The sequence below is a fragment of the Cytobacillus sp. FSL M8-0252 genome (assembly GCF_038007345.1).
In the GTDB taxonomy this organism is placed as follows: Bacteria; Bacillota; Bacilli; order Bacillales; family Cytobacillaceae; genus Cytobacillus; species Cytobacillus kochii.
In genome coordinates, this window is the sequence record NZ_JBBOWZ010000001.1 from 1,658,258 (window position 1) to 1,683,019 (window position 24,762).

Below are 24,762 nucleotides of genomic sequence, written 5' to 3' on the forward strand. Positions count from 1 at the left end.
ATTTTTCTTATCCAGAGAGGTGGAGGGACTGGCCCTTTGAAGCCTCGGCAACAGGCAATTTATTGCACTGTGCCAATTCCAGCAAGCTGTTGCTTGAAAGATAAGGAGAGATAAAGAACGGAACTTTAACCTCTTCTTGTCAGAAGAGGTTTTTTATTTTGCATGATTTAATCACCAAGGGATGATCTCCTCTATACAAATGCTGTTTTTAAACTGATTAAACCTATTTGTTAAGTTGGAATTAAAGTTGCTGATTGGACCTCCAAAGGCAGTAGTGCAGCTAGATTTACATCAACGGGAAAAATCGGCAATGGTAGTCAACCATTGTCCACCAAAATGTTGCAATATAAAGGAGGACGAAAAAATGAAAAGAGTAGAATCAACAGTTATACCAGGTGCAGATTCTTTTTATTATGAAGGTGGGGACATTGGTATTCTCCTCATTCATGGCTTTGTTGGAACACCGCAGAGCATTGAGGACTTGGGTGCGGAACTTGCAAATAGGGGTTTTACTGTTCATGCCCCAAGGCTCACGGGACATGGAACAAAAAGCAGAGATTTAGAGTTATATGGTTATGATGATTGGTTCAATGATGTTGTTACAGCTTATAAGCAATTAAAGGAGAAGTGCAAACAAGTCTATTGTTTAGGTCAATCTATGGGCGGTGCATTAGCGCTGTTGTTAGCTAAGAAATATGGAGAGCTGGATGGTCTGATCCTAATTAATACTGCACTGACATTACCAGATTACGAGTATTTAAGATATTACGATGAGAAACACTATATTGACGAAGGTAGCCCAGATATCAAAAATCCGACTATACATGAAATTACTTACGATAATATTCCGGTAAAAGCAGTTCACTCTTTACAAAAGGTAATGAGTGACGCAGGAAAAAGTTTATCTCAAATTCATTGCCCAATATTATGCTTTAAGTCTATCCATGATCATGTTGTACCTCCAGAGAATACAGATCGTATTTTTATCGAAATTCAAACAGATCATAAATGGCTTCGAGTCCTTTACAACTCATACCATGTAGCATCCATGGATTATGATCAGACCAAAATTATTCAGGATACAACAGAATTTCTAGATACGATGAATGAAGAAAAAAAGAACACCGAGTGGGGGGGAAAAGAGGTTGGCTAAGTTTTTACAAAAAGCGATAGCAAAGAGAAAACAAACCTTAATCAACCTTATGCTTACTATAGATGAAATAAAGTTCAAGCGACATGAATTAGAACAGTTAACACTTACAGAAATAGAGGAGCTTGTAAAAAGACTAAAATAAGTCCCATAAAGGAGAATTTTATGGAAAAACACATTGATCAAGATAAAATTCATACCATTCTCACAACATTAAAGGAACTCGAATATGGTTGTGTCACCATTACTGTACACGAAGGGGATATTACCCAAATTGACATTACCGAGAAGAAACGATTTGCTCTGAAAAAGAAACAACAAAATAAAAAATGATGGAATGGAGCAAATGAAAAGGAGTGAGTTACATGCAGTCAACAATTAGTAATCAAGCACCCAATGTAGCTAAAAACCTATCAGGCTGCATGTACTTGAATCTACCTGACTTTCACTTTATTAGATGGTGTTGTCAATCTTTTAATATTAATAAAGGAATCTTCCATACGGTTGAACAATCGCTTTATGACAAAGGGTTGCATTCAATAATTGTTAGGAGACTGTTCGTCATCGCGTTTTTGGATTTTGCCTCGAATCAAATTGAAAATCGAAACAATAAAACGAGAATCAAATTTGGAAAAGGTGGTTTAAGTAAAGCACTTGATGAGTTTTTTATAAAATATGATCACTAAAGGAGAATTAAAAATGACCGCGAAAAGAATGTACCTCAATGCTTTTGATATGAACTGCGCTGGGCATCAATCACCAGGACTATGGACACATAAGGATGATCAATCTTCCACTTATAAAGACATATCATATTGGACACATTTGGCTCAAGTACTTGAAAAGGGACGTTTTGATGCCATTTTCCTGGCAGATGTGCTTGGTACATATGATGTTTATCAAAATTCTAGAGAAGCAGCGGTTAAACAAGGGGTACAAGTGCCAGTTAATGATCCTGCTTTCGTTGTTCCTATAATGGCGCAAGTAACAAAACATTTAGGGTTTGGTCTAACGGTTTCAACTAGTTTTGAACATCCATATGTATTTGCAAGGAGGATGTCCACTCTCGATCATTTAACAAAAGGAAGAATAGGTTGGAATATTGTCACATCTTATTTAAATAGTGCCGCACTAAATATAGGACTAGATCAACAAATCAGCCATGATGAACGTTATGAGATAGCTGATGAATATTTAGATGTCACATATAAACTGTGGGAACAAAGCTGGGAAGACGACGCAGTGGTTTTAGACAAGGAAAAAGGGCTCTATACAGATCCAAGTAAAGTTCACGATATTAACCATGAAGGGAAATATTTTAAGGTGCCAGGTGCACATCTATGTGAACCTTCTCCGCAAAGGACACCGGTTATTTTTCAAGCGGGTGCATCTACAAGAGGGAGAAAGTTTGCTGCTAAACATGCAGAGTTGGTCTTTATAAGTGTGCCCACAAAAGAAGCCGGTAAAGTAATAGTCGATAAAATTAGGGAAGCAGTAAGAGCGGAGGGGAGAGACCCCAGTGAAGTAAAGATTCTCTCTCTCGTCACGCCTATTATCGGTGAAACAGAGGAAGATGCTAGAGTTAAGTATGAGGACTATCAAAACCATGCTAGTTATGAAGGATCATTAGCGTTATTTGGGGGGTGGAGTGGTATCGACTTCTCAGAGTATAAAGCAAATCAACCAATCGAGTACGTTAAAAATGACGCCATTCAGTCAATCGTTGAAACATTTACGAATATAGATTCTACAAAGAGTTGGACGGTCGATGACATTGCCAAATTTGTTGGTGTTGGCGGGATGGGTCAAGTGGCTGTTGGTACAGCACACTCTGTTGCTGATCAATTAGAAGGATGGAAAGAAGAGACAGGAGTTGACGGGTTTAACGTTGCATATGCCGTCACTCCAGGTACATTCGAAGAGTTCGTTGAGCATGTCATTCCAATCCTACAAGATAGGGGGCTCGTAAGAAGAGAGTATGAAGAAGGTACTTTAAGAAAGAATTTATTTGGGTATGACCATTTGCCAGAGCATCATTATGGTAAAAAATTTGGTAAGTTGACAGTTACAAAATAGGAGGCATCTGAAGATGACAAATGTTGTAATCATATCGGGAAGCACATCAAACAATTCCCGTTTAAACGGATTAGAGCAAGAAGCGATTGCTTTTTTAAACAAAAAGGGCGTGCCATATGAGCAAATTACAGTAAGGGAGCTACCTGCTGAAGATTTAATTCATGCAAAATTTGATAGCCCAGCAATTATCGCAGCGAATGAAAAAGTAGAAAAATCAGATGCTGTAATTATATTAACACCAGTATTTAAAGCCTCTTATACAGGTGTACTAAAAGCTTATTTGGATTTATTACCTCAAAAAGGCTTCGTTGATAAATCTGTATTACCGCTTGTGATAGGGGGCTCATTCGGACATTTACTTATGATTGATTATGCATTGAAACCAGTTATATCCAGTTTAGGAGCAGAAACAGTCCTTCAGGGTGTATATGTTTTAGATAAAGAGATTGAAAGAACAGAAGAACATCGTTTTATTGTCGAAAATCATGTAAAGGAAAGATTAGATAAAGAATTAAATCGTCTGCATTCTTTATTGTCTATAAAGGAGTTACAACTAAAATAACTGAAAATATATTTTTTGCCGAACAACTCCTGTTTGTTCGGCTCCTTTAATTGTTTGAAAAAACTTTGAGATACAATATTTTTATAAAATTTAGAGTTATATAATAAATAAGAGAAGATAAATTTTAGCTATTGTTTTGCCACTACTTTTATAGATTGAGGCATAGATTATATTATTATTGAATTTTTTAAAATGGAGGTTGATGATGTGACAATAATGAAATTAAGTGACGGTACAAGTATTTATTTTGAAGATGTAGGTAATGGTGAACCAGTCATTTTTATTCATGGTGTATGGATGAGTGGTCGATTCTTTGAAAAGCAGATAGAATACTTTAAGACTGATTATCGTGTGTTAATACCAGATTTACGAGGACATGGTCAATCAGAAAAAATCCATCATGGCCATACCATTGCACAGTATGCCGAAGATATTAGACAATTTATCACAAATTTAAAACTAGAGAATGTGACCCTTGTTGGCTGGTCGATGGGGGCATTTGTCATATGGGAGTACTTAAAGTTATTTGGTGATAAACATATTAAATCGACAGTAATCGTAGATGAACTTGCCTCCGATTTTAAATGGCCTGATTTCTCAATAGGCGCCTTTGATATGGAGACTTTAACTAGTTTTATGAGAGAAGTGCAAAGAGACCAAAAAGCCTTTTTAAAAGGCTTCATTCCACTAATGTTTAAAAAAGAATTAAGTCTAAGCGAGCTAGATTGGATGCTTGAAGAAACGACAAGATTACCTGCTTCCGTTGCAAGTGCCATTCTGTTTGATCAATCAGTCGTTGATTATCGTAGCTCTCTACCCGATTACGACATTCCCACACTTCTATGCTTTGGTAAGGAAGAAAAGTTGATACCAGTAGCGGCAGGCAAGCATCTTTTAAATGCTTTACCGAATGCAAAGCTGCATATATTTGAGGAAAGTTGTCATTGCCCTTTTCTAGAGGAAACTGATGTTTTTAACAAAATCGTAGATAACTATATTAAAGGTTTATAAAGAAGGTAACTAGCTTTTCTTCATAGGGAAGGCTAGTTTTTCCTATGTAATTTTTTAAGGTGAATGGCTTTGTTTTATATTTGAAAGGGTTTTCATGATTTAGTGGCGAATATTGTTATGAATATTTTTTAAAAAAGAAAAGGAGCTAGAGTATGGAACAAATTCAATTAGATATCAACGATTATATTGCTACAATAAAATTAAATCGTCCTGATGCGTTAAACGCATTTAATTATGAAACGTTAATTGAGTTACAACAGCAAGTAGAAAATGTTCGAGCAAACCCAGAGGTGAGAGTAGTTATTTTAACTGGGACGGGCAATCGTGCATTTAGTGTTGGTGCAGACCTAAAAGAAAGAAGAAATCTTACCGATGAGGAAGTAAGGCGAAACCTATATAAAATGGGGGACGTTTTTAATATGATTGCAGAGTTGCCTCAGCCGACGATTGCAGCTATTAATGGTTTTGCGTTTGGTGGCGGTTTAGAGCTTGCTCTATGTTGTGATTTTAGATTTGCGGCGGATGTTGCTAAGGTAGGCTTAACTGAAACAGGTCTAGCTATTATTCCTGGAGCAGGAGGGACGCAGAGGCTTCCTCGCTTAATTGGTGAAACAAAAGCAATGGAATTAATACTAACAGCGAAGAGGTTATCAGCCATAGAAGCACAGCAATACGGTATCGTAAATGAGGTATGTAATGAAGATATATTGTTAGATACAGTCATACAATTTGCGAGTAAAATGCTTAATAATGGCCCAATCGCACTTAAACAAGCAAAGTTTGCTGTTAAACAAGGAATGAATACTGACTTACATACAGGATTACATATTGAAAGAAAAGCTTATGAAGTGTTACTACCAACAAAAGACAGAGTGGAAGCATTACAAGCCTTCGCAGAGAAAAGAAAGCCGAATTTCCAAGGAAACTAACTGTTTAAAAAACCCTTTAACCACTATTTGTTCATTAGTTGTTAAAGGTTTTTTTGTGGAGATAATAACAGCTGTAAAAAAACTAAATATATTTACTTCAGTACCAGAAGGAGAACCTAGCATACACCATATAAAACAATACCTTCATTTTGTTGTAAAGCGCGCAAAAGGAATTTTGTCGCATCACTCACGGAAATGAGAGCTGGGCAAAATCATGCGTAACGCTTTAGACCCGGAATAGGAAAATAAATCTAAGAAAATAGGAAGAAGTATATGGGAAAGTCACAAATAAGATACTTGCTATCTATAAAAGGTGAGTATGTTTTAGCTTAGTAATCAAGTAGATAGTAATGTGCTTCTTGACAAAGTAGGGTAGTATTCATTCGACCAAAATATAGACCAATATTTGGTGTTGAACGAAAGAAGTGAAAAAAATGTTAAATATTTGCGAAAAAACAATTGACTATGATAATCATTATCAACTACAATTACGTTGTAACGGTCATCATCCTAATTACCTAGTCCATAAAGGGGAAGGAGGCATATTATTTTTTTGTATAACGTTGAGAATGATAATCAATTAAATTCCTATGGCTTATTGTATAAGGGTGAAGATAAGTTTTTTTATTTCAATATAATTGAGAATGATAATCAATTATATAGAGGAGGGTATATTTTTGTTAGTCAAAAAGTTTTCGGCTCTACTTTTATCAGTAATTGTATTCTTAGTCATTACTCCAGCCCTACATACGTCAGCTGCACTAACTGATGGTACATATTCTGTGTCGTACTCAGTTATTAAACCAGATAGTGGCTCAGCATCCATGGCAGATGGGTATTTTGCTAAGCCAGCAAAAGTAAAAGTAGAAGGTGGCAAAATAACGGTCCAATTAACAACAACGAGCAGCATGATTAAAGATTTCCAAGTTGAATCAAAAAATGTATCTGTGCTATCAACTAGCGGTGAAAATGAAACAGTTCAGTTTACAGTAAATAGTATTTCTCAACCTGTAAATGCAAAAATTCATGTCGTTGCAGATGCCTCTTATGATCACTGGTATTCTATTAGACTGTCTTTTGATGAAGCGAATGCAAAGTTAATTGAGGCGGCAACGAATAATCAAGAAACAGCACCTGCTTCATCTGGTGGTGAAGAAGATAATAATACCAGCGGACAGAATCAAGAACAAGAAGTTGTAGCTAATCCAGAGACTGGAGACAATGTTCAACTTTATGTTCTACTAGCTATCGGTGCAGCTTTATTTATTTTATTCACTTATCAAAAACAAATGAAAAGGGGTTAAATATGAAACGCTTATTAAGAGTAACAGTTGCACTATTTGTCCTTGCCTTAGCTGTTTTACAAAATGCCTCACCAATAAAAGTAAATGCTGCGCAAGATTTAGCAAATGGGAAGTATACCATTAATTATCAAATTTTATATAATGGTCAGCCTAATGCAAGCTGGAATAGCTTTTTTGAAAATCCTGCATCATTAATAGCAAAAGATGGAGCATTAAGCATCACGATAAAAATTAATGGTGCCAACCAAGTAATGCAAAAGATCCAAACAGAGTCCAATGGTACCTATCAAGATGCCCAAGTTGTAAGTGAAGACCAGGCTTCAAGAGTATATCAATTTCCTATTGATGGACTGAATCAATCAACAAATGTGAAATTATTCATGTCTTACGGAACCCATAACATTCAACTTTCTTTTGATGAAAATTCAATTACTACTGTTGAATTAGATCAACCTGAAGAACCAAATCCAGAAGAGCCAAGCACGGAAGAGCCGGGAACTGAGGAGCCAGGAACGGAGGAGCCAGGCACAGAAGAGCCGGGAACTGAGGAGCCAGGCACAGAAGGACCGGGAACTGAAGAGCCAGGCACAGAAGAGCCGGGAACTGAGGAGCCAGGCACAGAAGGACCGGGAACTGAAGAGCCAGGCACAGAAGAGCCGGGAGCTGAGGAGCCAGGCACAGAAGAACCGGGAACGGAAGAGCCAGGAAATGAAGAGTTAGCAGATGGTCAATATACAATCAAATATCAAGTGTTATATGATGGGCAACCAGCACCTGCAAATTGGGCAGGATTTTTCCAAAGCCCAGCGACGTTAACGATTGCAAAGGGTGTTCCTTATATTTCTTTCAACTTAGGGGCAAGTCATGTAATTACTAATCTTCAATCAGAATTAAATGATGTTTTTGAAGATGTAGAAGTAGTAAGTGAGAACGCTGCAGAACAAACAAAACTAGTTAAATTCCAAATAGCAGATGTGAACCAATTGACTAATTTACGTATGGTTATGTCTTATGGTAGTACTCATGATGTAGCACTTGAGTATGATGTAGACAGCATCCAACCAATTGGAAATGATCCAGGAACTGAAGAACCTGGAGGAGAGAATCCGGGAACTGAAGAACCAGGCACAGAAGAACCAGGTGATAATGAGCCAGCACCAAATGATGATGTGTTAGCAGATGGTGAGTATCCATTACCATTATCTATTCTTGGTGTAGATTCTGATACGGAATCTGCATTTGCGAAATATTTTGCGAATGAAGCTTTATTAACTGTAAATGACGGTGAGTATTCCCTGCAATTTACACAAGTGACGGGGCTTGATACGTTAGGAACAATTGAATTTGATATTGCTGGTGAAAAGGTAGCTTTAGAAGAAATAAGTAGAGACGAAGAAGCTGAAGAACGTGTATTATCAGTTGATATCGAAGCAATCCAAGAAACATATGTAGCTGCTATTGAAGCCATTGGTGCACCACATCTTTATCCTGTTCGATTTGTGTTAGATGTATCGAGCTTGGATGTTGAAATTGACGATGATGGTAATGGTCAAACACCCCCTCCAATCACTCCTGGGGAAGATAAGGGTAGCGGAAGTGGAAATAACAATGATAGTCATTTGCCATTTGACCGTAATGATAATCAAGAACAACCAAAAGATAATCAAAAAAATGTAACCAATGTAAAAACAGGTGATTCATTAAATTATCTTCAAGTAGGCATTTATGCAGCATTACTTCTTTTGTCTGGATTCTATTTATTTAGAAAATACAGATTAAAAGGAATGGGTATGTAAGGAATTTAGTAATAAACTGCTGTTCGCATTTTGAACAGCAGTCCCATTTGGAGGTTTCTTATGAAAAGAATTCAACTAATATTTTACATCATGCTATTATTTTTCATTGCTGGGTGTGCAGGCGGACAGACTGCAGGTGAAGAGAAGGAAGCGAAAGATGAAGGTCAAACAGAAGAGGAAAAAGTAAGAATTGTTGCAACAACTACTGCTATAGCAGAAGTGATGAACGAACTGGAGCTGGATTTAGTCGGAATACCTACCACTTCATTTCCACTACCTGAACGATATCAAGATGTTGTCGAGGTTGGAAATCCTATGAAGCCTGATATGGAGGTCATTAAAACATTAAATGCTGATAAGGTTTTATCAGTGACTACATTAGAATATGACTTGAAGGACTCGTTTGTAAATGCAGGAATTGAAACAGAATTTCTCAACTTTCAAAGTGTAGAAAGTATGATCACAACAATCAAGGAATTAGGAGGTACATATCATCGTGAAGCTCAAGCAGAAGCTCTATCTCAAAACGTTGAAAGTAAAATTGAAGAGGTACAAGAAAAAACCGCACAATATCAATCTCCAAAAGTACTAATCTTACTCGGGATTCCTGGAAGCTACTTAGTGGCAACAGAAAACTCTTATGTAGGTAATTTAGTGAAGGTTGCTGGTGGTGAGAACGCAATTACTGGCTTTAACGAAGAATATATATCAGCAAATACAGAGTATTTACATGAAGCAGATGCTGATGTCATTTTGCGATTATCACATGGGATGCCCGATGAAGTAGTTGAAATGTTTAATAGTGAGTTCAAAGACAATAATATTTGGCAACATTTTAATGCAGTTAAAAATAATCGCGTATACGATCTGAGGGAACCTTTATTTGCCACAACCGCTAATTTGAATGTAACAAACGCACTTGATGAGCTTGTAGACATACTATACGTAGATTAAAAGGAAGAAGCTTATGAATAAAAAAAATTTCTATTTTGTAATAGTAACCATTCTTTTGTTAGTAGTGACGGGCTTTTCTGTTTTAAGTGGAAGTGTATCTGTCACGATCAAAGAATTAATAATGGACCTGTTTTATGGAGGAAATGAGGAAGTAGCTGTCATTCGCGATTTACGCTATCCCCGCATTATCGTTGCAATGTTTGCTGGTGCCGCCCTATCAGTAGCGGGTGTTCTGTTTCAATCAGTGATGAGGAATCCATTAGCTGATGCAGGGGTCATTGGGATTTCTGCCGGGGCGAGCTTCTTTTCTTTGTTTGGTATGTTGTTTCTTCCGGGCTTATATATAAGTGGGCCGTTATTTGCTTTCATTGGGGGAAGTATCGCTTGTTTTCTCGTTTATTCTATGAGCTGGAAATCAGGATTAAGTCCTTTACGTATTATCTTAACGGGTATTGCTGTTAGCGCAATGTTTACAGGATTAAGAGAAGCACTCTTAATGATCTGCAGTTATTTCAATATCGCCCTCGGTCCATCTAATAGCTCTACGTTAACAATGAAAACATGGGCAGAGGTTGAAATCATTGTCATGTACGGCATTCTTGGTCTCGTGCTAGCATTCTTAGTCAGTCCATGGTGTAATCTATTGGCATTGCAAGATAAAAAGGCTAAGAATTTAGGTATGAATGTCAATGTCTCAAGAATAATGATATCAGCCATCGCTGTACTTTTAGCTGCAGTTGCAACGTCTGTTGCCGGAGTCATTGTATTTGTTGGCTTACTCGTTCCTCATATTGCTAGGCAATTAATCGGTACGGATCATAAACGATTAATCCCATTTTCTGCTATTGCAGGTGCATTATTAATTTTGACGGCTGATACACTAGGTCGTACGCTAATCGCTCCACTAGAGATACCAGCTTCGACGATTATGGCTGTCATCGGTGGGCCGTTCTTAATATTTCTATTAAGAAAGAGTGATAAAGTTTATGGAATTTAAATCCATCCAATTTTCATACGATAAGGAAAAACAAATATTAAAAGACAATACTGGGGTTTTTCCAGCAGGGAAAATCTCTACCATTATAGGGCCTAACGGGTCCGGTAAATCAACGCTATTATCATTATTAGCAAGAGATGAAAAGTTGACAGCTGGATCGATAATGATCGATGGCAAACAAATACACCACTTTAAAGCAAAGGAGTTCGCAAAGTTAGTAGGAACAGTCTACCAGCAAAATGAAGCGCCGATAGATTTAACAGTAGAGAAGCTCATTGCTTTTGGTAGATTACCATATAAGCGAGCCTTTCAAAAGTTGTCCTTAGAGGATGAGGAAGTCATCGATTGGGCAATTTCATTAACCAAGCTTGAAGACAAACGAGAGCGGCAGTTGAATCAATTATCTGGCGGTGAACGGCAAAGAGTTTGGATAGCGATGGCGTTAGCGCAGAAAACAAAAATGCTTTTCCTTGATGAGCCAACAACGTATTTGGATATGTATTATCAGTTGGAATTATTAGAGCTGATTCAATTACTTAACCGAGAATACGGTTTAACGATTGTGATGGTGCTTCATGATATTAATCAGGCAGTACGCTATTCTGATCAGCTTATTGTCATGTGTGATGGTGAAATTGTTGCATCTGGTCTGCCCCAAGAAATCGTCAACGAATCCTTAATTAAAGATATATATGGCGTAGATGTTTGTGTAGAGCATAATATTCGTACGGGACTGTATTTAGTTCCTTTAGGAACATGACAATGAAAATGCTCAAAACATTAGTTAACCTTTTGGCTATTGGTGTTTTCCTCTATGCTGGTTCACAACTTTTTCTCATTTTTTATGACTATTATGAGAACAGGCAAAACATGAATAATGTGCAAGAGATTTATCGGGCAGATGAACATGAGCCAAATACGCAAACAACGGGATTAAGAGCGCAGTTTGAACCATTAAAAGAATTAAATGAAGATATTATAGGCTGGATTACGGTTGACGATACAGCGATTGATTATCCGATATTACAGACACGGGATAATGACTACTATTTAACAAGAAATTACTTGCGAGAAGAAACTAGAGCTGGAAGTATCTTCATGGATTATCGCAATAATATCAGCGATGAGGAGGATCTTAATACGGTCATATATGGACATCGAATGAAGGATGGTACAATGTTCGCTGGTTTGAAGAAGTATTTGGATTCATCTTTCTTTAATAAGCACCCAGTCATCTATTACGATACGCTTTATCAAGGCTATGATTTGGAAGTTTTCTCTGTTTATCAAACGAAGACTGATTTTTATTATATTGATACAGATTTTTCATCTGACAAAGAATATGGCGACTTTATTCATTCGCTAAAGGAAAAGTCTGTACATGAGACAGATGTGCAAATAACAGGAAATGATAGAATTGTCACCCTTTCAACTTGTGATTACTCTTTAGATCGAACAGAAGGAAGGCTAGTTGTCCATGCGAAGTTAGTAGAAAGGGGATAAAAAGTGATGAGAAAATGGTTAGGCGCTTTTTTGCTTGGCACATCCATTAGTTTAGTAGGCTGTGGTGTACAAGATATCGAACATGCGGTCTCCTCTTCAGTAGAATCGTCATATACAATAGAAGATTTTGCTGGTAGGGAAATCGGTTTTGTTGAGGAGCCGACTAAAATAGCCGCATTAAGCAATGGTGATGTCGATATTATTTATTCATTGGGAGAGAAGGTAGTTGGCAGACCGAATGCCGATACGTGGATTAAAGAAGCCGAGGGAGAACAACAAATTGGCTCCACACATGAAGTTAATTTAGAGAGAATAGCATTACTGAAACCTGACGTAATATTAGCCAATCGAACGTTGAATGAAAAAGATGTACCTTCATTGGAATCATTAGGAGCAGAAGTAATTTTAACAGAAGCTAATTCAATTGAAGACATAATGAATCAAATTTCACTTTATGGATCGATGTTAGATAAAGAAGAAGAGGCGAAGAGTGTAAGGTCAGATCTAGAAACGAAGTTAAAAGAGGTAGAACAGCCATCGACTGCAGCTCGCGTTTTACTTGTTTATGGTGCGCCAGGAACATATATGGCCGCTCTACCGAATTCCTTAAGTGGGGATATCCTAACATATGCAGGCGGTGAGAATATTGCTGCAGATTATCAAGCGTTAGAGAGTTTCCCACAATATGCGCAAATCAATACGGAGAGAATTATTGAAGCAAATCCTGACTTTGTCATGTTAATGACCCACGGGAATCCCGAAGAGGTGAGGGATGGGTTTATAAAAGAAATGCAACAAAATGCAGCTTGGAACTCTATTGAAGCTGTGAAAAACGGCAGAATTGAAGTGTTACCTGCTGACCTATTTGGTACAAATCCTGGCACAAGGGTTGTGGAAGCAGTCAGTTTTCTCTCAGAGAAGTTGAAAGTGAAGTGAACCATCATTGAAAGTAGTAAAAAATAGGAAAGTCGTGTTGACTTTCGTGGTCCTAATTGTCCTTACACTACTATCTATCTATGCAGGTATTTCCTTCGGAGCTATTTCCATACCGTTAGTTGAAATCCTCCAAGCTTTTCAAGGAAATGGGGTGGAAATGTATCAGACGATTATATTCGATTTACGTTTACCAAGGGTACTAGTTGCTTTACTAGTGGGCGCATGTCTTGCTGCCTCGGGGGCTTTGTTGCAAGGTGTGATGAAAAATCCATTGGCAGACCCGGGGATTATTGGTGTTTCTGCTGGTGGCGGTTTACTTGCTGTCATAACGATGCTCGTTTTTCCTGCTTACAGCTATTTATTGCCGGCAGGTGCATTTATTGGCGCATTTCTAACAACGATACTCATCTATTTACTAGCATGGGAAAAAGGCGCTTCTCCAGTAAAAATTATTCTGGCAGGTGTAGCAATGAATGCCCTTTTAGGTGCGTTAATGAATGGTGTTATGGTCATATATAGTGACCGAGTGCAAGCTGTTCTCTCGTGGTTATCTGGTGGCTTAAATGGGCGCAGTTGGTATCATCTTGAATTCATGTTGCCATATGCAGTTATTGGTCTACTGCTTTCTTTTTTTGCTATTAAGAAAGCGAATCTTATGCTTTTGGGTGACGAAACAATAAAACTACTTGGTCAAAATGTAGAGTGGGCAAGATTGCAAATGATATTGCTGGCCTCTTTTTTAGCAGGAACCGCGGTCAGTGTTGGAGGGTTAATTGGTTTTGTTGGTCTAGTCGTACCTCATATGATTCGATTAATTATTGGTGAAGATTATCGCTATCTTTTACCATTTTCAATCCTAGGTGGAGCTAGTTTAGTAGCTTTTGCCGATACTGTAGCAAGAACATTGTTTGACCCAATTGAGTTACCTGTTGGGATATTGCTCGCTTGCATAGGTGCACCATTCTTTCTTTATTTATTAAGGAAGAGGAGGGTTTCTGCATGATAGATTTGCAGCAAGTCGCGTATAATCAAGGGAATTTTCAATTAAAAGATATCCATCTGACATTTCCAACAGGGCAAATTACAGGGATTGTCGGACCGAACGGATCGGGTAAATCGACACTATTAAAATTGGTAGCGAAACTTATATCCGCTAACCGAGGAGATATTCTTATAAATCATGAGAGTATCAATAACTATACAAGAAAGAATTTAGCGAAAGAGTTAGCTATGCTCGTTCAGCTAAAGGAGGGGATGCCGGGGTTCTCAGTGCGACAAATGGTTGCGTATGGAAGAACACCTTATCAAAAAATGATGAAAAGTGAGAACGTAGAAGACAATGAAATCATTGATTGGGCAATGAAGGTAACTGGTATTACTCATATGAGCGATCGTCTTGTGCAAACATTATCGGGAGGAGAACAGCAACGTGTCCGCATTGCGATGGCACTTGCTCAAAAAACGAATATTTTGCTCTTGGATGAACCGACGACTTACTTGGATATCGGACACCAAATTGAACTGATGTCATTGCTAAAAGAACTGAATCAACAGTTTAAAATGACCATTGTCATGGTACTTCATGAGCTCCAATATGCAGCGATGTATTGTGATTCAATGGTAGTTCTGCAAGGAGGGGAAATTGTCGCAACCGGTCTCCCCAAGGAAATCCTAAATGCAGAATTACTTAAAAAAGTATATAAACTTGATGCTGATGTAATATTTGATGGTAAAGTGCCATTAATTAAACCAAATCAATTTTAAGGGGGAACCTGAGATGTATATTGTAACAAATACTGTTCACCTTCAACCAGGAAATGCTGATATGTTTGTTGAGAGATTTAATCGAGAAGGTAAGGTAGAAACGATGCCGGGCTTCGTTGGTTTAGAAGTGATGTTAACGGAAAATACGAAAGACTATGAAGAAATAACTATTGTTACAAGATGGGAAGATCCAACAGGCTTTAAAGGCTGGATGAAAAGTCGAGAATTTAAAGATGCCCATGTCCATAGAGGCGGAATCCCTGAATTTATTATTAAAAACAAAACGACCTATTATCAAGTAAAGTTACGTCGCAAGCCAAGGATAGAGACAGAAAGCTCTGTCGGGTAAATTTACTTAGCTCCTTACAAAAAGATTGTAAAGACATCCTATTTGGGGGGTGTCTTTTTTTGAATGTTGAAATAATCAAGAGAGTTAAATTTTCATTCACTGAGTATAGACAATAAGCGTTTAAAGGGGGTCAACCTGACTTAGAAATACGTGTTTCTTCATAAAATAACTTAGTGTTCTGGGGCATTATAATAAATATGAATGGTAATCTGTACATTATTTGAGCTCCTCTTTCTTCTTACTTGTCTACGACCTGGATGGTAAAAGCATAAGTGACCGTTCCTTCCTTCCAATGAGCAATAAGGTGATAATAATAGATCCCTGCTTTTGATGGTGAGGTTATTGTCTCTTTTGTCATATCTTTTGAGGTTATCATTTCATCATCTGTCCATTGTTCAATGGTGAAAGTATGATAGGTGGGTTTACATTTAAATTCAATGTAAATATCTTCATTAGGGGAAACGATTGTTGGCTTATGGACTTTGGCCATTTCTATTTGTGATGAGTAGACAACATCTACACATATCTCACTATTGAGACTATGCCAACAATAAGAACCTTGATTAGAAGGTATTTTATCTTTACCTACTGTAATGATAGGTACTGGTGGAGTAGAGTTTCTAAAAAAACAAGAATACTTGTTAGAACCAAAATGATAAAAACTAGACTTCCAAAAACCACTTCAAATAAATCCCCCCTAATAATACTTTTTTCATTAGACGACCAAATTCGTATTTCGTTACAGCCAACGACATTTCTTTGTAACTCTTTCGTAGTTTCTAGAAATTAAAATAGAGTGAGTAGATTTAAGGAGAAAAAAACGTAAAAAAATTATGCAATTTATTGGCAATTAGTTTATTATGAGTATGTAAGGTATTTGACCCTGTACCAAAAGAATCAGTACTAGCAGCTGGTTATAGTATTAGTGGATCATACGGCAGGAGAACTTACCTTATATGTGCCATCATCTTATGAAGGGAGTGATTAAGTTCCGTTAATGGTGATGTTGCATGACTGCACGCAAGCTGTTAGTCAATTTGCGACATGTTAAAATGAATGCGCTTTCATAAGGGGTTTTCTCGTTTTATATCCTAATAAAAGTGCTTCTGCTAATAACAATACTTGTTGGAATTGGTTTGAAGAGAGAAAAAATATAAGACTACTGAAAATGAGGTTCTTTTGCTCAAGGTAACTATTCAAAAGTTTTTGTAGGGAGCTCGTTGCTGATGGGGGAGGGGGGAGTAACAATAAAAGTGGTTGGCAAGTGGATGTATAAAGGCACGTATCGAGGCATCCTTTCATTTGATACAACGAGTGTACAAGAAGGTTACCACATAGCGAAACCCCAGGTGTGCCTTAAGCAATGACAGAGGGGTGTACCATAGCTTAGATTAGATTTAAAAGTAGGGATATTGGATTATGCCATGAATTAATATACAACTGTTACGGCGTCTTATATAGGACAAGCTACTATCCAACAAGATTCCTACGTAGATTATTCCAAGCAGTTATTAACTGTAGAAGATTACTACAGAAAAAGTACAACTTCGCTTAAAAGCGAAAGCACGGCAGGATTCAATGCAAACGATGTAGAATTGTATGTTGGGAAAAGGGTATCCATTAGCTGATCATTTTTATTCAATAGTGGTAGTAATATACATTAAATTAATTGAAAATTTATAATAATTAATTATATATTAATTGTAGTTCCAATTTCATGGAATTCATTCTATTTTTTAGTGTCAGATAACATAAATTTTTGGAAAATAATAAAAAGTTCTTGTCTCCTTAGTATTATATGTATATAATTTAATGAACCAAAGCACAAAAGCATAAAAGCGATAAAGTAAAGGGGATGAATGAATAGTGAAAAAGAAAAATAGGTGGAAAACATTATCGACAGCTGGATTATTAAGTGCATTAATATTGGCAGGATGCGGAAACTCTGAAGAAACAACGAATGAGGCAAGTGGAGAAAGCGGTGAGAAAAGCTATCAAGTCGGTATCACGCAAATCGCTGAACATCCAAGTTTAGATGCAGCATCTGTTGGCTTTCAACAAGCATTGAAGGATGAGGGATTAGAAGTAGAATTTGATACACAAGTTGCACAAGGAGATCAAAATAATAATCAATCGATTGCGAACAACTTTGTAAGTGATCAGGTGGATTTAATCTTTGCTAACTCTACACCAAGTGCACTAGGTGCATTAAATGCTACAAAGGATATTCCGATTGTGTTTACTTCTGTAACAGATGCTGTTGGTGGCGGACTTGTTGATTCTATGGAAGCACCTGGCGGAAATATTACAGGCACATTAGATAATCACCCAGATGCCATACCGAATACAGTAGAATTCATAAACAAATATTTTGATATTGAAACAATTGGCGTTGTGTATAATTCGGGTGAAGCCAACTCTGTATCGCAAATTGAGACAGTGAAAGAAGTTATAGAAGGAACAGGATTGAAATTAGCTGAAGCAACTGTTTCAACATCAGCTGAAGTAAAACAAGCTACAGAATCATTAGTCGGTAAAGCAGATGTCCTTTATATCATTACAGATAATACAGTAGTAACAGCTCTAGAGTCAGTCGTTCAAGTGGCAACAGATAAGAAAATTCCACTTTTTGTTGGTGAATTAGATTCTGTCGCTCGTGGCGGATTTGCTGCATACGGGTTTGATTATAATGATATCGGTTATGAAGCAGGTGTGATGGCAGCAGAAATATTAAAAGGTGAGAAAGAAGCAGGCGAAATGGATGTACAATATCCACAAAATCTAAAGCTTGTTATAAATAAGGAAGCGGCTGAAGCAATGGGTGTTGAACTAAATCCTGAATGGGAAGAATCTGCGGAATTTATTGAATAATGACAGGTATCTTAATCAGCACGACAGATGAAAGGGAGAGAGCATAATGCCTTCAGCAATATTTGGCTCCATTGAAGCAGGTGCAATTTATGCATTAATGGCGTTAGGTGTATATTTATCTTTTAGAGTATTAGATTTTCCTGATTTAACTGTTGATGGTAGTTTTGTCACTGGTGGAGCAGTTGCTGCCGTTTTAATTGTAGGAGGAACGAATCCATTCTTAGCAACAATTTTAGCTTTCGTTGCCGGTTTCCTAGCTGGCAGCGTGACAGGATTACTTCACACAAAAGGAAAGATCAATCCTTTATTATCAGGGATTATCATGATGATTGCTTTGTACTCTATTAATCTACGCATTATGGGTAAGTCGAATATCCCACTATTATCAGAGGAAACCGTCATTACAAAACTAACTGATTTTTGGCAAGGATTAGGTTTAGATAACGCCTTAGCTTTCATTGGCTTTGTGCCAAAAACATGGGCAATCTTAATTCTCATGCTGATATTGGCTCTTTTTGTCAAAGTAATTATTGATTGGTTCTTGAAAACTGATATTGGTCTGGCCATTCGAGCAACAGGTAATAATGAAACGATGATTCGTAGCTTTTCAGCGAATACAGATACATTAAAAATATTAGGTCTAGGGCTATCTAACGGTTTGGTAGCTTTATCAGGTGGCTTAGTGGCACAATACAATGGTTTCAGTGATGTCGGCATGGGTATAGGCATGATTGTTATTGGGCTTGCTTCTGTTATTATCGGCGAAGCGATTTTTGGTGCAAAAACAATTTTTCGAGCAACATTAGCTGTTATCGGTGGGGCGATTCTGTATCGAATTATTGTTACATTAGCGCTACGCGTGGAGTTCTTAGAAACGGGAGATATGAAATTAATTACGGCATTGATTGTCGTCTTCGCGCTTGTACTACCGAAGATTCTTGAGAAGCAAAAAGAGAGACAACGAAAGAAAAAACGAATGCTTCAAGCAGGAATGGAATAAGTAGAAGAGAGGGGTGACGACATGCTTGAATTAAATCAGATTCATAAAATCTTCAATGAAGGCACACCAGATGAGAAGATTGCACTAACACAGATGAATCTCGATCTTCATCAAGGCGATTTTATGACGGTCATTGGTAGTAATGGTGCAGGAAAATCGACTTTAATGAACATTATCTCAGGGAAGTTAATACCGGATGTCGGTCAAATAATTATTGATAGAAAAAATGTATCGAATGTAAAGGAAAATAAACGGGCACGTCTAATAGGGCGCGTATTCCAAGACCCAATGGCAGGGACTGCACCTGCAATGACGATCGAAGAGAACTTAGCCATTGCCTACACAAGAACGAGATCACGCGGCTTGCATATAGGCGTTTCGAAGAAAAGAAAATTGTTTTTTCAAGAAAAATTAGAGATGCTTCATTTAGGTTTGGAAAACAGACTGCAAGCAAAAGTAGGTTTATTATCAGGTGGTGAGAGGCAGGCATTGTCTCTTTTGATGGCAACCTTCACAGAACCTAAAATCCTTTTATTGGATGAGCATACGGCTGCTTTAGATCCATCCCGGGCAGAATTGATTACGAATTTAACGAAAGAAATTGTTGCTAAATACCAATTAACGACATTAATGGTAACTCATAATATGCAGCAAGCGATCGATCTAGGAAATCGGTTAATTATGATGGATAAAGGCCAGATTATTTTTTCTGCGGATGAGAAGCAAAAATCGCAGCTTACGGTTGAAAAATTATTAAATGAATTTCAACAAATTCGTGGTGAAAAAATGAACAGTGACCGTGCAATACTTGCATAAATGAAGATTTTAGTGTGAGAAAGAGTCCGTTAGTGGACTCTTTTTTTTGTGGTGGGGACTTGATTTTTGTTCTATCAATAGATTGTTTATAAATACGATAGCAGGGTGATTTCTATTTAATGATTTTGTCTTGGTGAAGGAATGTTGCGGTTGATCAAATCTTGTAATGAAACTTGATCTAAGATAAAGGCAATTTCTTCACGCAATAGTGCCCATAGTGGCTGAAGCACACACCCTTGATCTTCTAATGGACAATATTCATAAGCGGTGATACTGACACAACTCATCGGTGCAAGTGGACCTTCTAGTTGACGAATGACCTCTCCTATATTAATCTCATGACTTTCTTTCTTTAACATATAGCCCCCGTAGACACCTCGTTTACTTTTTACATAACCATGGCTTTTTAAAAGAAGTAGAATTTGTTCCAAATATTGAACAGGTACTAATGTTTGAGCTGAAATGTCTTTGATGGTTATAACAGTTCCTTCATTATTCCCGAGAACAATTAATGAACGCAGCGCATATTCACCTTTACTCGATATTTTCAAAAGTTCGGCCTCCTGTTAAACATCTTATAAAAGGGTATTAGTGCTTTCATAGAATTATAACCTAGGCTTCTACTCATTTTCTTGCATTCTAATCACGAAAGTACAAGCTTGTCATATTGTATTTTAGAAAGTTGAGAAAGTCGATCAACTATTCATAGAATTGCATGTAAAGGAGCGATTTACACCGTGACATTTCAAGAAAAAGTTCGCCAAGTTTTACAAGAAAAAGAAGTGCCTTTAGATAAGGCGATTCGTTCATTAAATATTTGTTCAAAAGAGTTGGAGCCTTATATTACACAACCGCAAGGGATGTTAGAGTATGGGAGAAACGTCATTTATCGCAATCAGCAGGTTGAGGTCATTGTTGTTTATCTTCCGCCATTTGCTAAAACGCTTGTCCATGATCATGGTTTTTCAAAAGGAGAAGTTTATGTTGTTCAGGGAAGCTTACTTAATCTCATTTATCATAAAGATTTATCGGTTAATAAAATTGAGTCATATAAGGCAGATGAGTCTTTTCATGTACAAGGGGATACCATTCATCTCATGTTTAATCCCACACCATTTGAGGTCATTAGTTTTCATGTGTATTCACCGCCATTAGCACATAATCAGACTTATCCTGCTGAAGGGAGAGAATAAGCTTGTTTATAGAAAGCTTAAAGGATGGCAGAAATGTGTGGTTGAACGGTAAAAGAATTGATATTACCGAAGATACAAATTTTAGAGGTACGTTGACGACGATTGAATCCTTGTTTTCGCAATTAACGAACCCAAAGTTACAGCCATTAATCGGTTATTTTGATGATGATTTACAGCAATGGGTGCATAAGGCTTTTTATTTGCCAAGAAATATCACTGAATTACAGGAAAGGCGCACGGCTTTTGAGGCATGGGCGAAAGATACGAACGGCATGATGAGTCGACTTTCCGATTATGCCCGTTCGCGAGTGGCAGGCTGGTATGCAAATAGAGAAGCGTATCGTGAATTAGATCCGCATTTCCCAGGAAAAATAGAGGCTTATTATCATATAGCCAAAAGAGAAAATCGTTTCATTGCCATTGTTCAAAGAGATCCGCAAATCAACCGGAGTGCTAATGAGTATTATAATACGAAAAAGTTAGGTTTATTGAGAATAACAAAAAAGACAAACGAAGGCGTATATATTAATGGGGCTAAGATGATTGGCACTTCCGCACCTTATGCCCATGATATTATTGTTTATCCCTTAGCACCTTTAGATGAGGCGAAGAAAGATTTAGCGCATATGCTGATTGTGCCCGCAAATGCTAAGGGCTTGCATATGGTTTGTCGTGAGTCTTTTGCAGAAGCGTCGCAAGTTGAACATTCCCTTAGTGCACAATACGATGAAATGGATGCGGTCTTGATTTTCGATGATGTCTTTGTTCCGTGGGAGAGAGTTTTACTGCATGATAACCCTATTGCTTTAGCTCAGTTAAAAGTTGATTCTATTTCTAATAGCTTAGCGTATCATCAAGCCATTGTGCGCTTGCAAACGAAGTTATCTTTTATGGCAGCAGTAGCAAATGCCATGGCACATGTGATTGGAGCAGATGGCTATTTACATGTACAAGAAAAGCTAGGGGAACTTATTATCCAAATTCGCACAATTGAAGGGTTAATCATTGCCGCTGAACAAAATGGAAAGTTGGAGAAAGACATTTATATTCCAGATTTTAATTATATTCAAACAGCGAGAGTACTGGGGACGAAATATTATCCCAATGCAGTTGAAATCATTCAATTAATAGGTGCTGGCGGCTTGATACAATTACCTTCGTCCATGGCCGATCTATCAGGTCAAATCAGTCAGTTGACACAACAGTATTATAAAGGGAAGAATGCTACTGCAGAAGAAAGGACGAAGCTATTTAAATTAGCTTGGGATTTAATAGGTTCACCTTTTGGTTCTCGTCATGAATTATACGAGCGCTTTTATTCTGGGGATCCGATGCTGCAAACAGCAGATATGTGGCGGAAATATGATAAAAAAGAGTGGACGAGACAGCTAGCTCCCTTTTGGAAAAACTGTTAGTAGAAGAAGCCTAAACATTGAAATAGCCACCTGATAAAAGGTGACTATTTTTAAATTACCTCACAACCTAATTCTTTAACAATAATTTCATGAATTTTCTTTTACCTACTGAAACAATCATATTATGGCTAATCGTAGTCGTTTCCATATCAGTGATGATTTTTTTACCATCTATTTTAATTGCGCCACCAGCAATCATTCTTTTAGCCTCGGATTTTGAAGGCAGTAAGCCTGTATCTACTAACAATTGCACAATGGTGATAGAAGTTGGGCCAGTCCATGTCATTGTCGGCAGTTCTTCAGGTACTTCTCCTTTTTGGAAAATCGTAATAAATTGTTGTTCTGCTTTTTCAGCTGCCTCTTCATCATGGTACATTTGTACAATTAGCTTTGCTAATTGCATCTTTACATCACGTGGATGGAGGGTTCGCTTAACTAGCCCTTCTTCTATCTCAGTTATTTCTTCAGGTGTAAGTGGAGTAATAAGTGTAAAGTACTTCACCATGAGTTCATCCGGAATGGACATCGCTTTCCCGTACATTTCGTTTGCTGGTTCATTAATACCGATATAATTATTCTTCGATTTTGACATTTTCTCAACGCCATCTAACCCTTCAAGTAGTGGCATCAGCAGTGCAATTTGCTTAGGTTTCCCAAATTTCTCTTGAAAGTGCCTACCCATAAGGACATTAAAGTGTTGATCAGTGCCTCCTAACTCAATACCACATTCAAGCACAACAGAATCGTATCCTTGCATGACTGGGTAGAAGAATTCGTGTAAAGAAATCGGCTTCCCGAAGGCAATTCTTTCTTCAAAGTCATCACGTTCCATTAAGCGGGCAATGGTAATTTTACCTGCTAATTGAATGACTTCATCAAACTTAAGTTGAGAGAGCCATGTTGAATTATAATGTAATTCAACTTTTTCCATATCGAGTACTTTACCAAATTGCTCAAAGTAAGTTTGGGCGTTATGCTTCACTTCTTCATCGGTTAATGGTTTTCTAGCGATGGACTTACCTGTCGGATCACCAATCTTACCAGTAAAATCCCCAATTAATAATTGAATCGTATGACCATTATCTTGGAATTGCTTTAATTTCTTTAAAACAACCGTATGACCTAAATGAACGTCAGGAGCTGAAGGGTCTAAGCCAAGCTTTATCTTTAAAGGTTTATTTAATAAAATAGATTTTGCTAACTTTTCTTCTAATTCTTCAGTGGGTATTATTTCTTGCACACCTTGTTTGTATAACTTTAATTGTCTCTGTAACTCTTTTAATTGCTGTTCTGATAATTTTTCTTTCACAATTATTCACATCCTTAAAAAATAATAAAAATCCACATCCCTGATAAAAGGGACGTGGATTTCACGCGTTACCACCCTAATTGAGAAGTATAATACTTCTCCACCTCAACATTTAACGAACGTAGCCGTTCATTGCAAGTAGCAATGAAAGTTCAAGAAGTTGTAATTCGCTTCATCCTTTATACCGACTCTCAGTCATTTGTCGGCTCTCTGTGATAGGGAGGAGGTTGCTACTAAGACTTCTATCATCACTTTTTCTTTATTAAAATTTATTGTCTTTAATGAGCCGGTAAAGGGTTGCAGCTAATTGCTTTTGATCGTCCGTTTTTAACCCTTTAACAATGGAGATTTCTCCCTCATGAAATTCGGGATAAAGCTCTTCAATGACGTCTCTACCCTTAGGTGTAATCACAACAAAAGTGTTTCGGCGATCTCTTGGGTCGGTTTCCCTTCTGCAAAATGACTTATTCTCTAATGTACGCATAATATTACTGATTGTTGCTTTTGATACACCTGCAGAAAGGGCAAGCTCTTTTGTTTCCATTTTTCCATATATCCATAAATCATAAAGAATCGAAAAGGAAGTCCAAGAGATTTTATGCTTGGCTAACACTTCTTGCTCTAGCTTATTTTTAATGCCTTGGCCAATGCGATATAGGCTAGTGACTACGGCTATTGCATTTGGCTCTATCGTTGTTTTTTTACTTATCTTTTGAATGACCGTTGACTCTTCAGGATGCAAATAGCCATCTTCGTCTAATTGGTGAATAGGATCACCCCTCTTTTATTTTCAGAATCATTAGCTATGAAATGATTCTACAAAAAAA

General features: G+C 37.4%; 27 protein-coding genes, 1 riboswitch and 1 other annotated feature. Of the genes, 23 read left to right on the forward strand and 4 right to left on the reverse strand.

The window, feature by feature from the left end; all coding sequences use genetic code 11:
• Positions 1–4 precede the first annotated feature (4 nt).
• A riboswitch (SAM riboswitch) is annotated at positions 5–107 on the forward strand.
• A gap of 257 nt (positions 108–364) precedes the next feature.
• From MKX83_RS08565 to isdG, 18 genes are all read left to right on the forward strand, one after another.
• The gene (locus MKX83_RS08565) at positions 365–1,153 is read left to right on the forward strand and encodes an alpha/beta hydrolase (RefSeq protein ID WP_095369893.1); all 789 of its coding nucleotides are present in this window, start codon (positions 365–367) and stop codon (positions 1,151–1,153) included.
• Positions 1,146–1,295 carry a hypothetical protein gene (locus MKX83_RS08570; RefSeq protein WP_157733748.1) on the forward strand — a complete coding sequence of 50 codons (150 nt, stop codon included), beginning with the start codon at positions 1,146–1,148 and terminating at the stop codon, positions 1,293–1,295. The genes MKX83_RS08565 and MKX83_RS08570 overlap by 8 nt, the downstream gene beginning before the upstream one ends.
• Before the next feature lie 20 nt (positions 1,296–1,315).
• Positions 1,316–1,483, forward strand: coding sequence for a YezD family protein (locus tag MKX83_RS08575; RefSeq protein ID WP_095369892.1), 168 nt, complete (start codon positions 1,316–1,318; stop codon positions 1,481–1,483).
• A gap of 32 nt (positions 1,484–1,515) precedes the next feature.
• Complete coding sequence (locus MKX83_RS08580) at positions 1,516–1,836, forward strand: hypothetical protein (RefSeq protein WP_095369891.1); 321 nt, start codon at positions 1,516–1,518, stop codon at positions 1,834–1,836.
• Between the two features lie 13 nt (positions 1,837–1,849).
• Positions 1,850–3,226 (forward strand): LLM class flavin-dependent oxidoreductase, encoded by a 1,377-nt coding sequence (locus MKX83_RS08585; RefSeq protein ID WP_341055052.1) that lies wholly within the window; start codon positions 1,850–1,852, stop codon positions 3,224–3,226.
• Between the two features lie 13 nt (positions 3,227–3,239).
• Complete coding sequence (ssuE, locus tag MKX83_RS08590) at positions 3,240–3,788, forward strand: NADPH-dependent FMN reductase (protein ID WP_095369889.1); 549 nt, start codon at positions 3,240–3,242, stop codon at positions 3,786–3,788.
• A 207-nt stretch (positions 3,789–3,995) separates the two neighbouring features.
• Positions 3,996–4,799 carry an alpha/beta fold hydrolase gene (locus tag MKX83_RS08595; protein WP_180316986.1) on the forward strand — a complete coding sequence of 268 codons (804 nt, stop codon included), beginning with the start codon at positions 3,996–3,998 and terminating at the stop codon, positions 4,797–4,799.
• Between the two features lie 152 nt (positions 4,800–4,951).
• Positions 4,952–5,728, forward strand: a complete 777-nt coding sequence (locus MKX83_RS08600; protein WP_307318708.1) for an enoyl-CoA hydratase-related protein — start codon at positions 4,952–4,954, stop codon at positions 5,726–5,728.
• A 677-nt stretch (positions 5,729–6,405) separates the two neighbouring features.
• On the forward strand, positions 6,406–7,032 hold the full coding sequence (locus MKX83_RS08605; RefSeq protein ID WP_157733747.1) for an NEAT domain-containing protein: 627 nt from the start codon (positions 6,406–6,408) through the stop codon (positions 7,030–7,032).
• Between the two features lie 2 nt (positions 7,033–7,034).
• Complete coding sequence (locus tag MKX83_RS08610; RefSeq protein ID WP_341055054.1) at positions 7,035–8,828, forward strand: NEAT domain-containing protein; 1,794 nt, start codon at positions 7,035–7,037, stop codon at positions 8,826–8,828.
• Between the two features lie 60 nt (positions 8,829–8,888).
• Positions 8,889–9,782, forward strand: a complete 894-nt coding sequence (gene isdE, locus MKX83_RS08615; protein ID WP_341055056.1) for a heme ABC transporter substrate-binding protein IsdE — start codon at positions 8,889–8,891, stop codon at positions 9,780–9,782.
• Between the two features lie 13 nt (positions 9,783–9,795).
• Positions 9,796–10,779 carry a FecCD family ABC transporter permease gene (locus MKX83_RS08620; protein WP_095369883.1) on the forward strand — a complete coding sequence of 328 codons (984 nt, stop codon included), beginning with the start codon at positions 9,796–9,798 and terminating at the stop codon, positions 10,777–10,779.
• Positions 10,769–11,539, forward strand: a complete 771-nt coding sequence (locus MKX83_RS08625) for an ABC transporter ATP-binding protein (RefSeq protein ID WP_307318695.1) — start codon at positions 10,769–10,771, stop codon at positions 11,537–11,539. Before MKX83_RS08620 ends, MKX83_RS08625 begins: the two co-directional genes overlap by 11 nt.
• A 2-nt stretch (positions 11,540–11,541) precedes the next feature.
• Positions 11,542–12,282 carry a class B sortase gene (gene srtB / locus MKX83_RS08630; RefSeq protein ID WP_307318692.1) on the forward strand — a complete coding sequence of 247 codons (741 nt, stop codon included), beginning with the start codon at positions 11,542–11,544 and terminating at the stop codon, positions 12,280–12,282.
• Positions 12,283–12,288: 6 nt separating this feature from the next.
• Positions 12,289–13,218: an ABC transporter substrate-binding protein gene (locus tag MKX83_RS08635; protein WP_341055059.1), complete on the forward strand. Its 930-nt coding sequence runs from the start codon at positions 12,289–12,291 to the stop codon at positions 13,216–13,218.
• Between the two features lie 37 nt (positions 13,219–13,255).
• Complete coding sequence (locus MKX83_RS08640) at positions 13,256–14,221, forward strand: FecCD family ABC transporter permease (protein WP_322909144.1); 966 nt, start codon at positions 13,256–13,258, stop codon at positions 14,219–14,221.
• Positions 14,218–14,982 carry an ABC transporter ATP-binding protein gene (locus MKX83_RS08645; protein ID WP_341055061.1) on the forward strand — a complete coding sequence of 255 codons (765 nt, stop codon included), beginning with the start codon at positions 14,218–14,220 and terminating at the stop codon, positions 14,980–14,982. The genes MKX83_RS08640 and MKX83_RS08645 overlap by 4 nt, the downstream gene beginning before the upstream one ends.
• A gap of 13 nt (positions 14,983–14,995) precedes the next feature.
• Positions 14,996–15,331, forward strand: coding sequence for a heme oxygenase (gene isdG / locus MKX83_RS08650; RefSeq protein ID WP_341055063.1), 336 nt, complete (start codon positions 14,996–14,998; stop codon positions 15,329–15,331).
• Between the two features lie 238 nt (positions 15,332–15,569).
• Here isdG and MKX83_RS08655 read toward each other — a convergent pair whose 3' ends face one another.
• Positions 15,570–15,821 (reverse strand): hypothetical protein, encoded by a 252-nt coding sequence (locus MKX83_RS08655; RefSeq protein ID WP_340978402.1) that lies wholly within the window; start codon positions 15,819–15,821, stop codon positions 15,570–15,572.
• Positions 15,822–17,194: 1,373 nt separating this feature from the next.
• Here MKX83_RS08655 and MKX83_RS08660 point away from each other — a divergent pair.
• The 3 genes from MKX83_RS08660 to MKX83_RS08670 are packed head-to-tail and all read left to right on the forward strand — an operon-like array spanning position 17,195 to position 20,018.
• Entirely contained in the window at positions 17,195–18,202 is a 1,008-nt protein-coding gene (locus MKX83_RS08660) for an ABC transporter substrate-binding protein (RefSeq protein WP_095369874.1), read from the forward strand.
• A gap of 46 nt (positions 18,203–18,248) precedes the next feature.
• Positions 18,249–19,202: an ABC transporter permease gene (locus MKX83_RS08665; RefSeq protein ID WP_251161307.1), complete on the forward strand. Its 954-nt coding sequence runs from the start codon at positions 18,249–18,251 to the stop codon at positions 19,200–19,202.
• A 21-nt stretch (positions 19,203–19,223) separates the two neighbouring features.
• On the forward strand, positions 19,224–20,018 hold the full coding sequence (locus MKX83_RS08670) for an ABC transporter ATP-binding protein (RefSeq protein ID WP_095369872.1): 795 nt from the start codon (positions 19,224–19,226) through the stop codon (positions 20,016–20,018).
• A gap of 116 nt (positions 20,019–20,134) precedes the next feature.
• On the opposite strand, the gene MKX83_RS08675 is transcribed toward MKX83_RS08670, so the two are convergent.
• Entirely contained in the window at positions 20,135–20,569 is a 435-nt protein-coding gene (locus MKX83_RS08675) for an RrF2 family transcriptional regulator (protein WP_307317969.1), read from the reverse strand.
• 186 nt (positions 20,570–20,755) lie between these two features.
• Here MKX83_RS08675 and MKX83_RS08680 point away from each other — a divergent pair, with 186 nt between their 5' ends.
• Together MKX83_RS08680 and MKX83_RS08685 are read left to right on the forward strand one after the other, a co-directional pair.
• A complete protein-coding gene (locus MKX83_RS08680; protein ID WP_157733746.1) occupies positions 20,756–21,211 on the forward strand; it encodes a cysteine dioxygenase in 456 nt (151 codons plus the stop codon).
• Positions 21,212–21,213: 2 nt separating this feature from the next.
• Positions 21,214–22,626: a 4-hydroxyphenylacetate 3-hydroxylase family protein gene (locus MKX83_RS08685; RefSeq protein ID WP_233435272.1), complete on the forward strand. Its 1,413-nt coding sequence runs from the start codon at positions 21,214–21,216 to the stop codon at positions 22,624–22,626.
• Positions 22,627–22,693: 67 nt separating this feature from the next.
• Here MKX83_RS08685 and tyrS read toward each other — a convergent pair whose 3' ends face one another.
• Together tyrS and MKX83_RS08695 are read right to left on the reverse strand one after the other, a co-directional pair.
• The gene (gene tyrS, locus MKX83_RS08690; RefSeq protein WP_341058603.1) at positions 22,694–23,941 is read right to left on the reverse strand and encodes a tyrosine--tRNA ligase; all 1,248 of its coding nucleotides are present in this window, start codon (positions 23,939–23,941) and stop codon (positions 22,694–22,696) included.
• 39 nt (positions 23,942–23,980) lie between these two features.
• Positions 23,981–24,193 (reverse strand) — a binding site (T-box leader).
• A 4-nt stretch (positions 24,194–24,197) separates the two neighbouring features.
• Positions 24,198–24,677: a MarR family winged helix-turn-helix transcriptional regulator gene (locus MKX83_RS08695; RefSeq protein ID WP_095369867.1), complete on the reverse strand. Its 480-nt coding sequence runs from the start codon at positions 24,675–24,677 to the stop codon at positions 24,198–24,200.
• Between the last annotated feature and the right edge of the window lie 85 nt (positions 24,678–24,762).

Coding starts and splice junctions, on each gene's coding strand:
- MKX83_RS08565 (WP_095369893.1), top strand. CDS start 365: ATGAAAAGAGTAGAATCAACAGTTATACCAGGTGCAGATTCTTTTTAT.
- MKX83_RS08575 (WP_095369892.1), top strand. CDS start 1,316: ATGGAAAAACACATTGATCAAGATAAAATTCATACCATTCTCACAACA.
- MKX83_RS08580 (WP_095369891.1), top strand. CDS start 1,516: ATGCAGTCAACAATTAGTAATCAAGCACCCAATGTAGCTAAAAACCTA.
- MKX83_RS08585 (WP_341055052.1), top strand. CDS start 1,850: ATGACCGCGAAAAGAATGTACCTCAATGCTTTTGATATGAACTGCGCT.
- ssuE (WP_095369889.1), top strand. CDS start 3,240: ATGACAAATGTTGTAATCATATCGGGAAGCACATCAAACAATTCCCGT.
- MKX83_RS08600 (WP_307318708.1), top strand. CDS start 4,952: ATGGAACAAATTCAATTAGATATCAACGATTATATTGCTACAATAAAA.
- MKX83_RS08610 (WP_341055054.1), top strand. CDS start 7,035: ATGAAACGCTTATTAAGAGTAACAGTTGCACTATTTGTCCTTGCCTTA.
- isdE (WP_341055056.1), top strand. CDS start 8,889: ATGAAAAGAATTCAACTAATATTTTACATCATGCTATTATTTTTCATT.
- MKX83_RS08620 (WP_095369883.1), top strand. CDS start 9,796: ATGAATAAAAAAAATTTCTATTTTGTAATAGTAACCATTCTTTTGTTA.
- MKX83_RS08625 (WP_307318695.1), top strand. CDS start 10,769: ATGGAATTTAAATCCATCCAATTTTCATACGATAAGGAAAAACAAATA.
- srtB (WP_307318692.1), top strand. CDS start 11,542: ATGAAAATGCTCAAAACATTAGTTAACCTTTTGGCTATTGGTGTTTTC.
- MKX83_RS08635 (WP_341055059.1), top strand. CDS start 12,289: ATGAGAAAATGGTTAGGCGCTTTTTTGCTTGGCACATCCATTAGTTTA.
- MKX83_RS08645 (WP_341055061.1), top strand. CDS start 14,218: ATGATAGATTTGCAGCAAGTCGCGTATAATCAAGGGAATTTTCAATTA.
- isdG (WP_341055063.1), top strand. CDS start 14,996: ATGTATATTGTAACAAATACTGTTCACCTTCAACCAGGAAATGCTGAT.
- MKX83_RS08655 (WP_340978402.1), bottom strand. CDS start 15,821: ATGGCCAAAGTCCATAAGCCAACAATCGTTTCCCCTAATGAAGATATT.
- MKX83_RS08665 (WP_251161307.1), top strand. CDS start 18,249: ATGCCTTCAGCAATATTTGGCTCCATTGAAGCAGGTGCAATTTATGCA.
- MKX83_RS08670 (WP_095369872.1), top strand. CDS start 19,224: ATGCTTGAATTAAATCAGATTCATAAAATCTTCAATGAAGGCACACCA.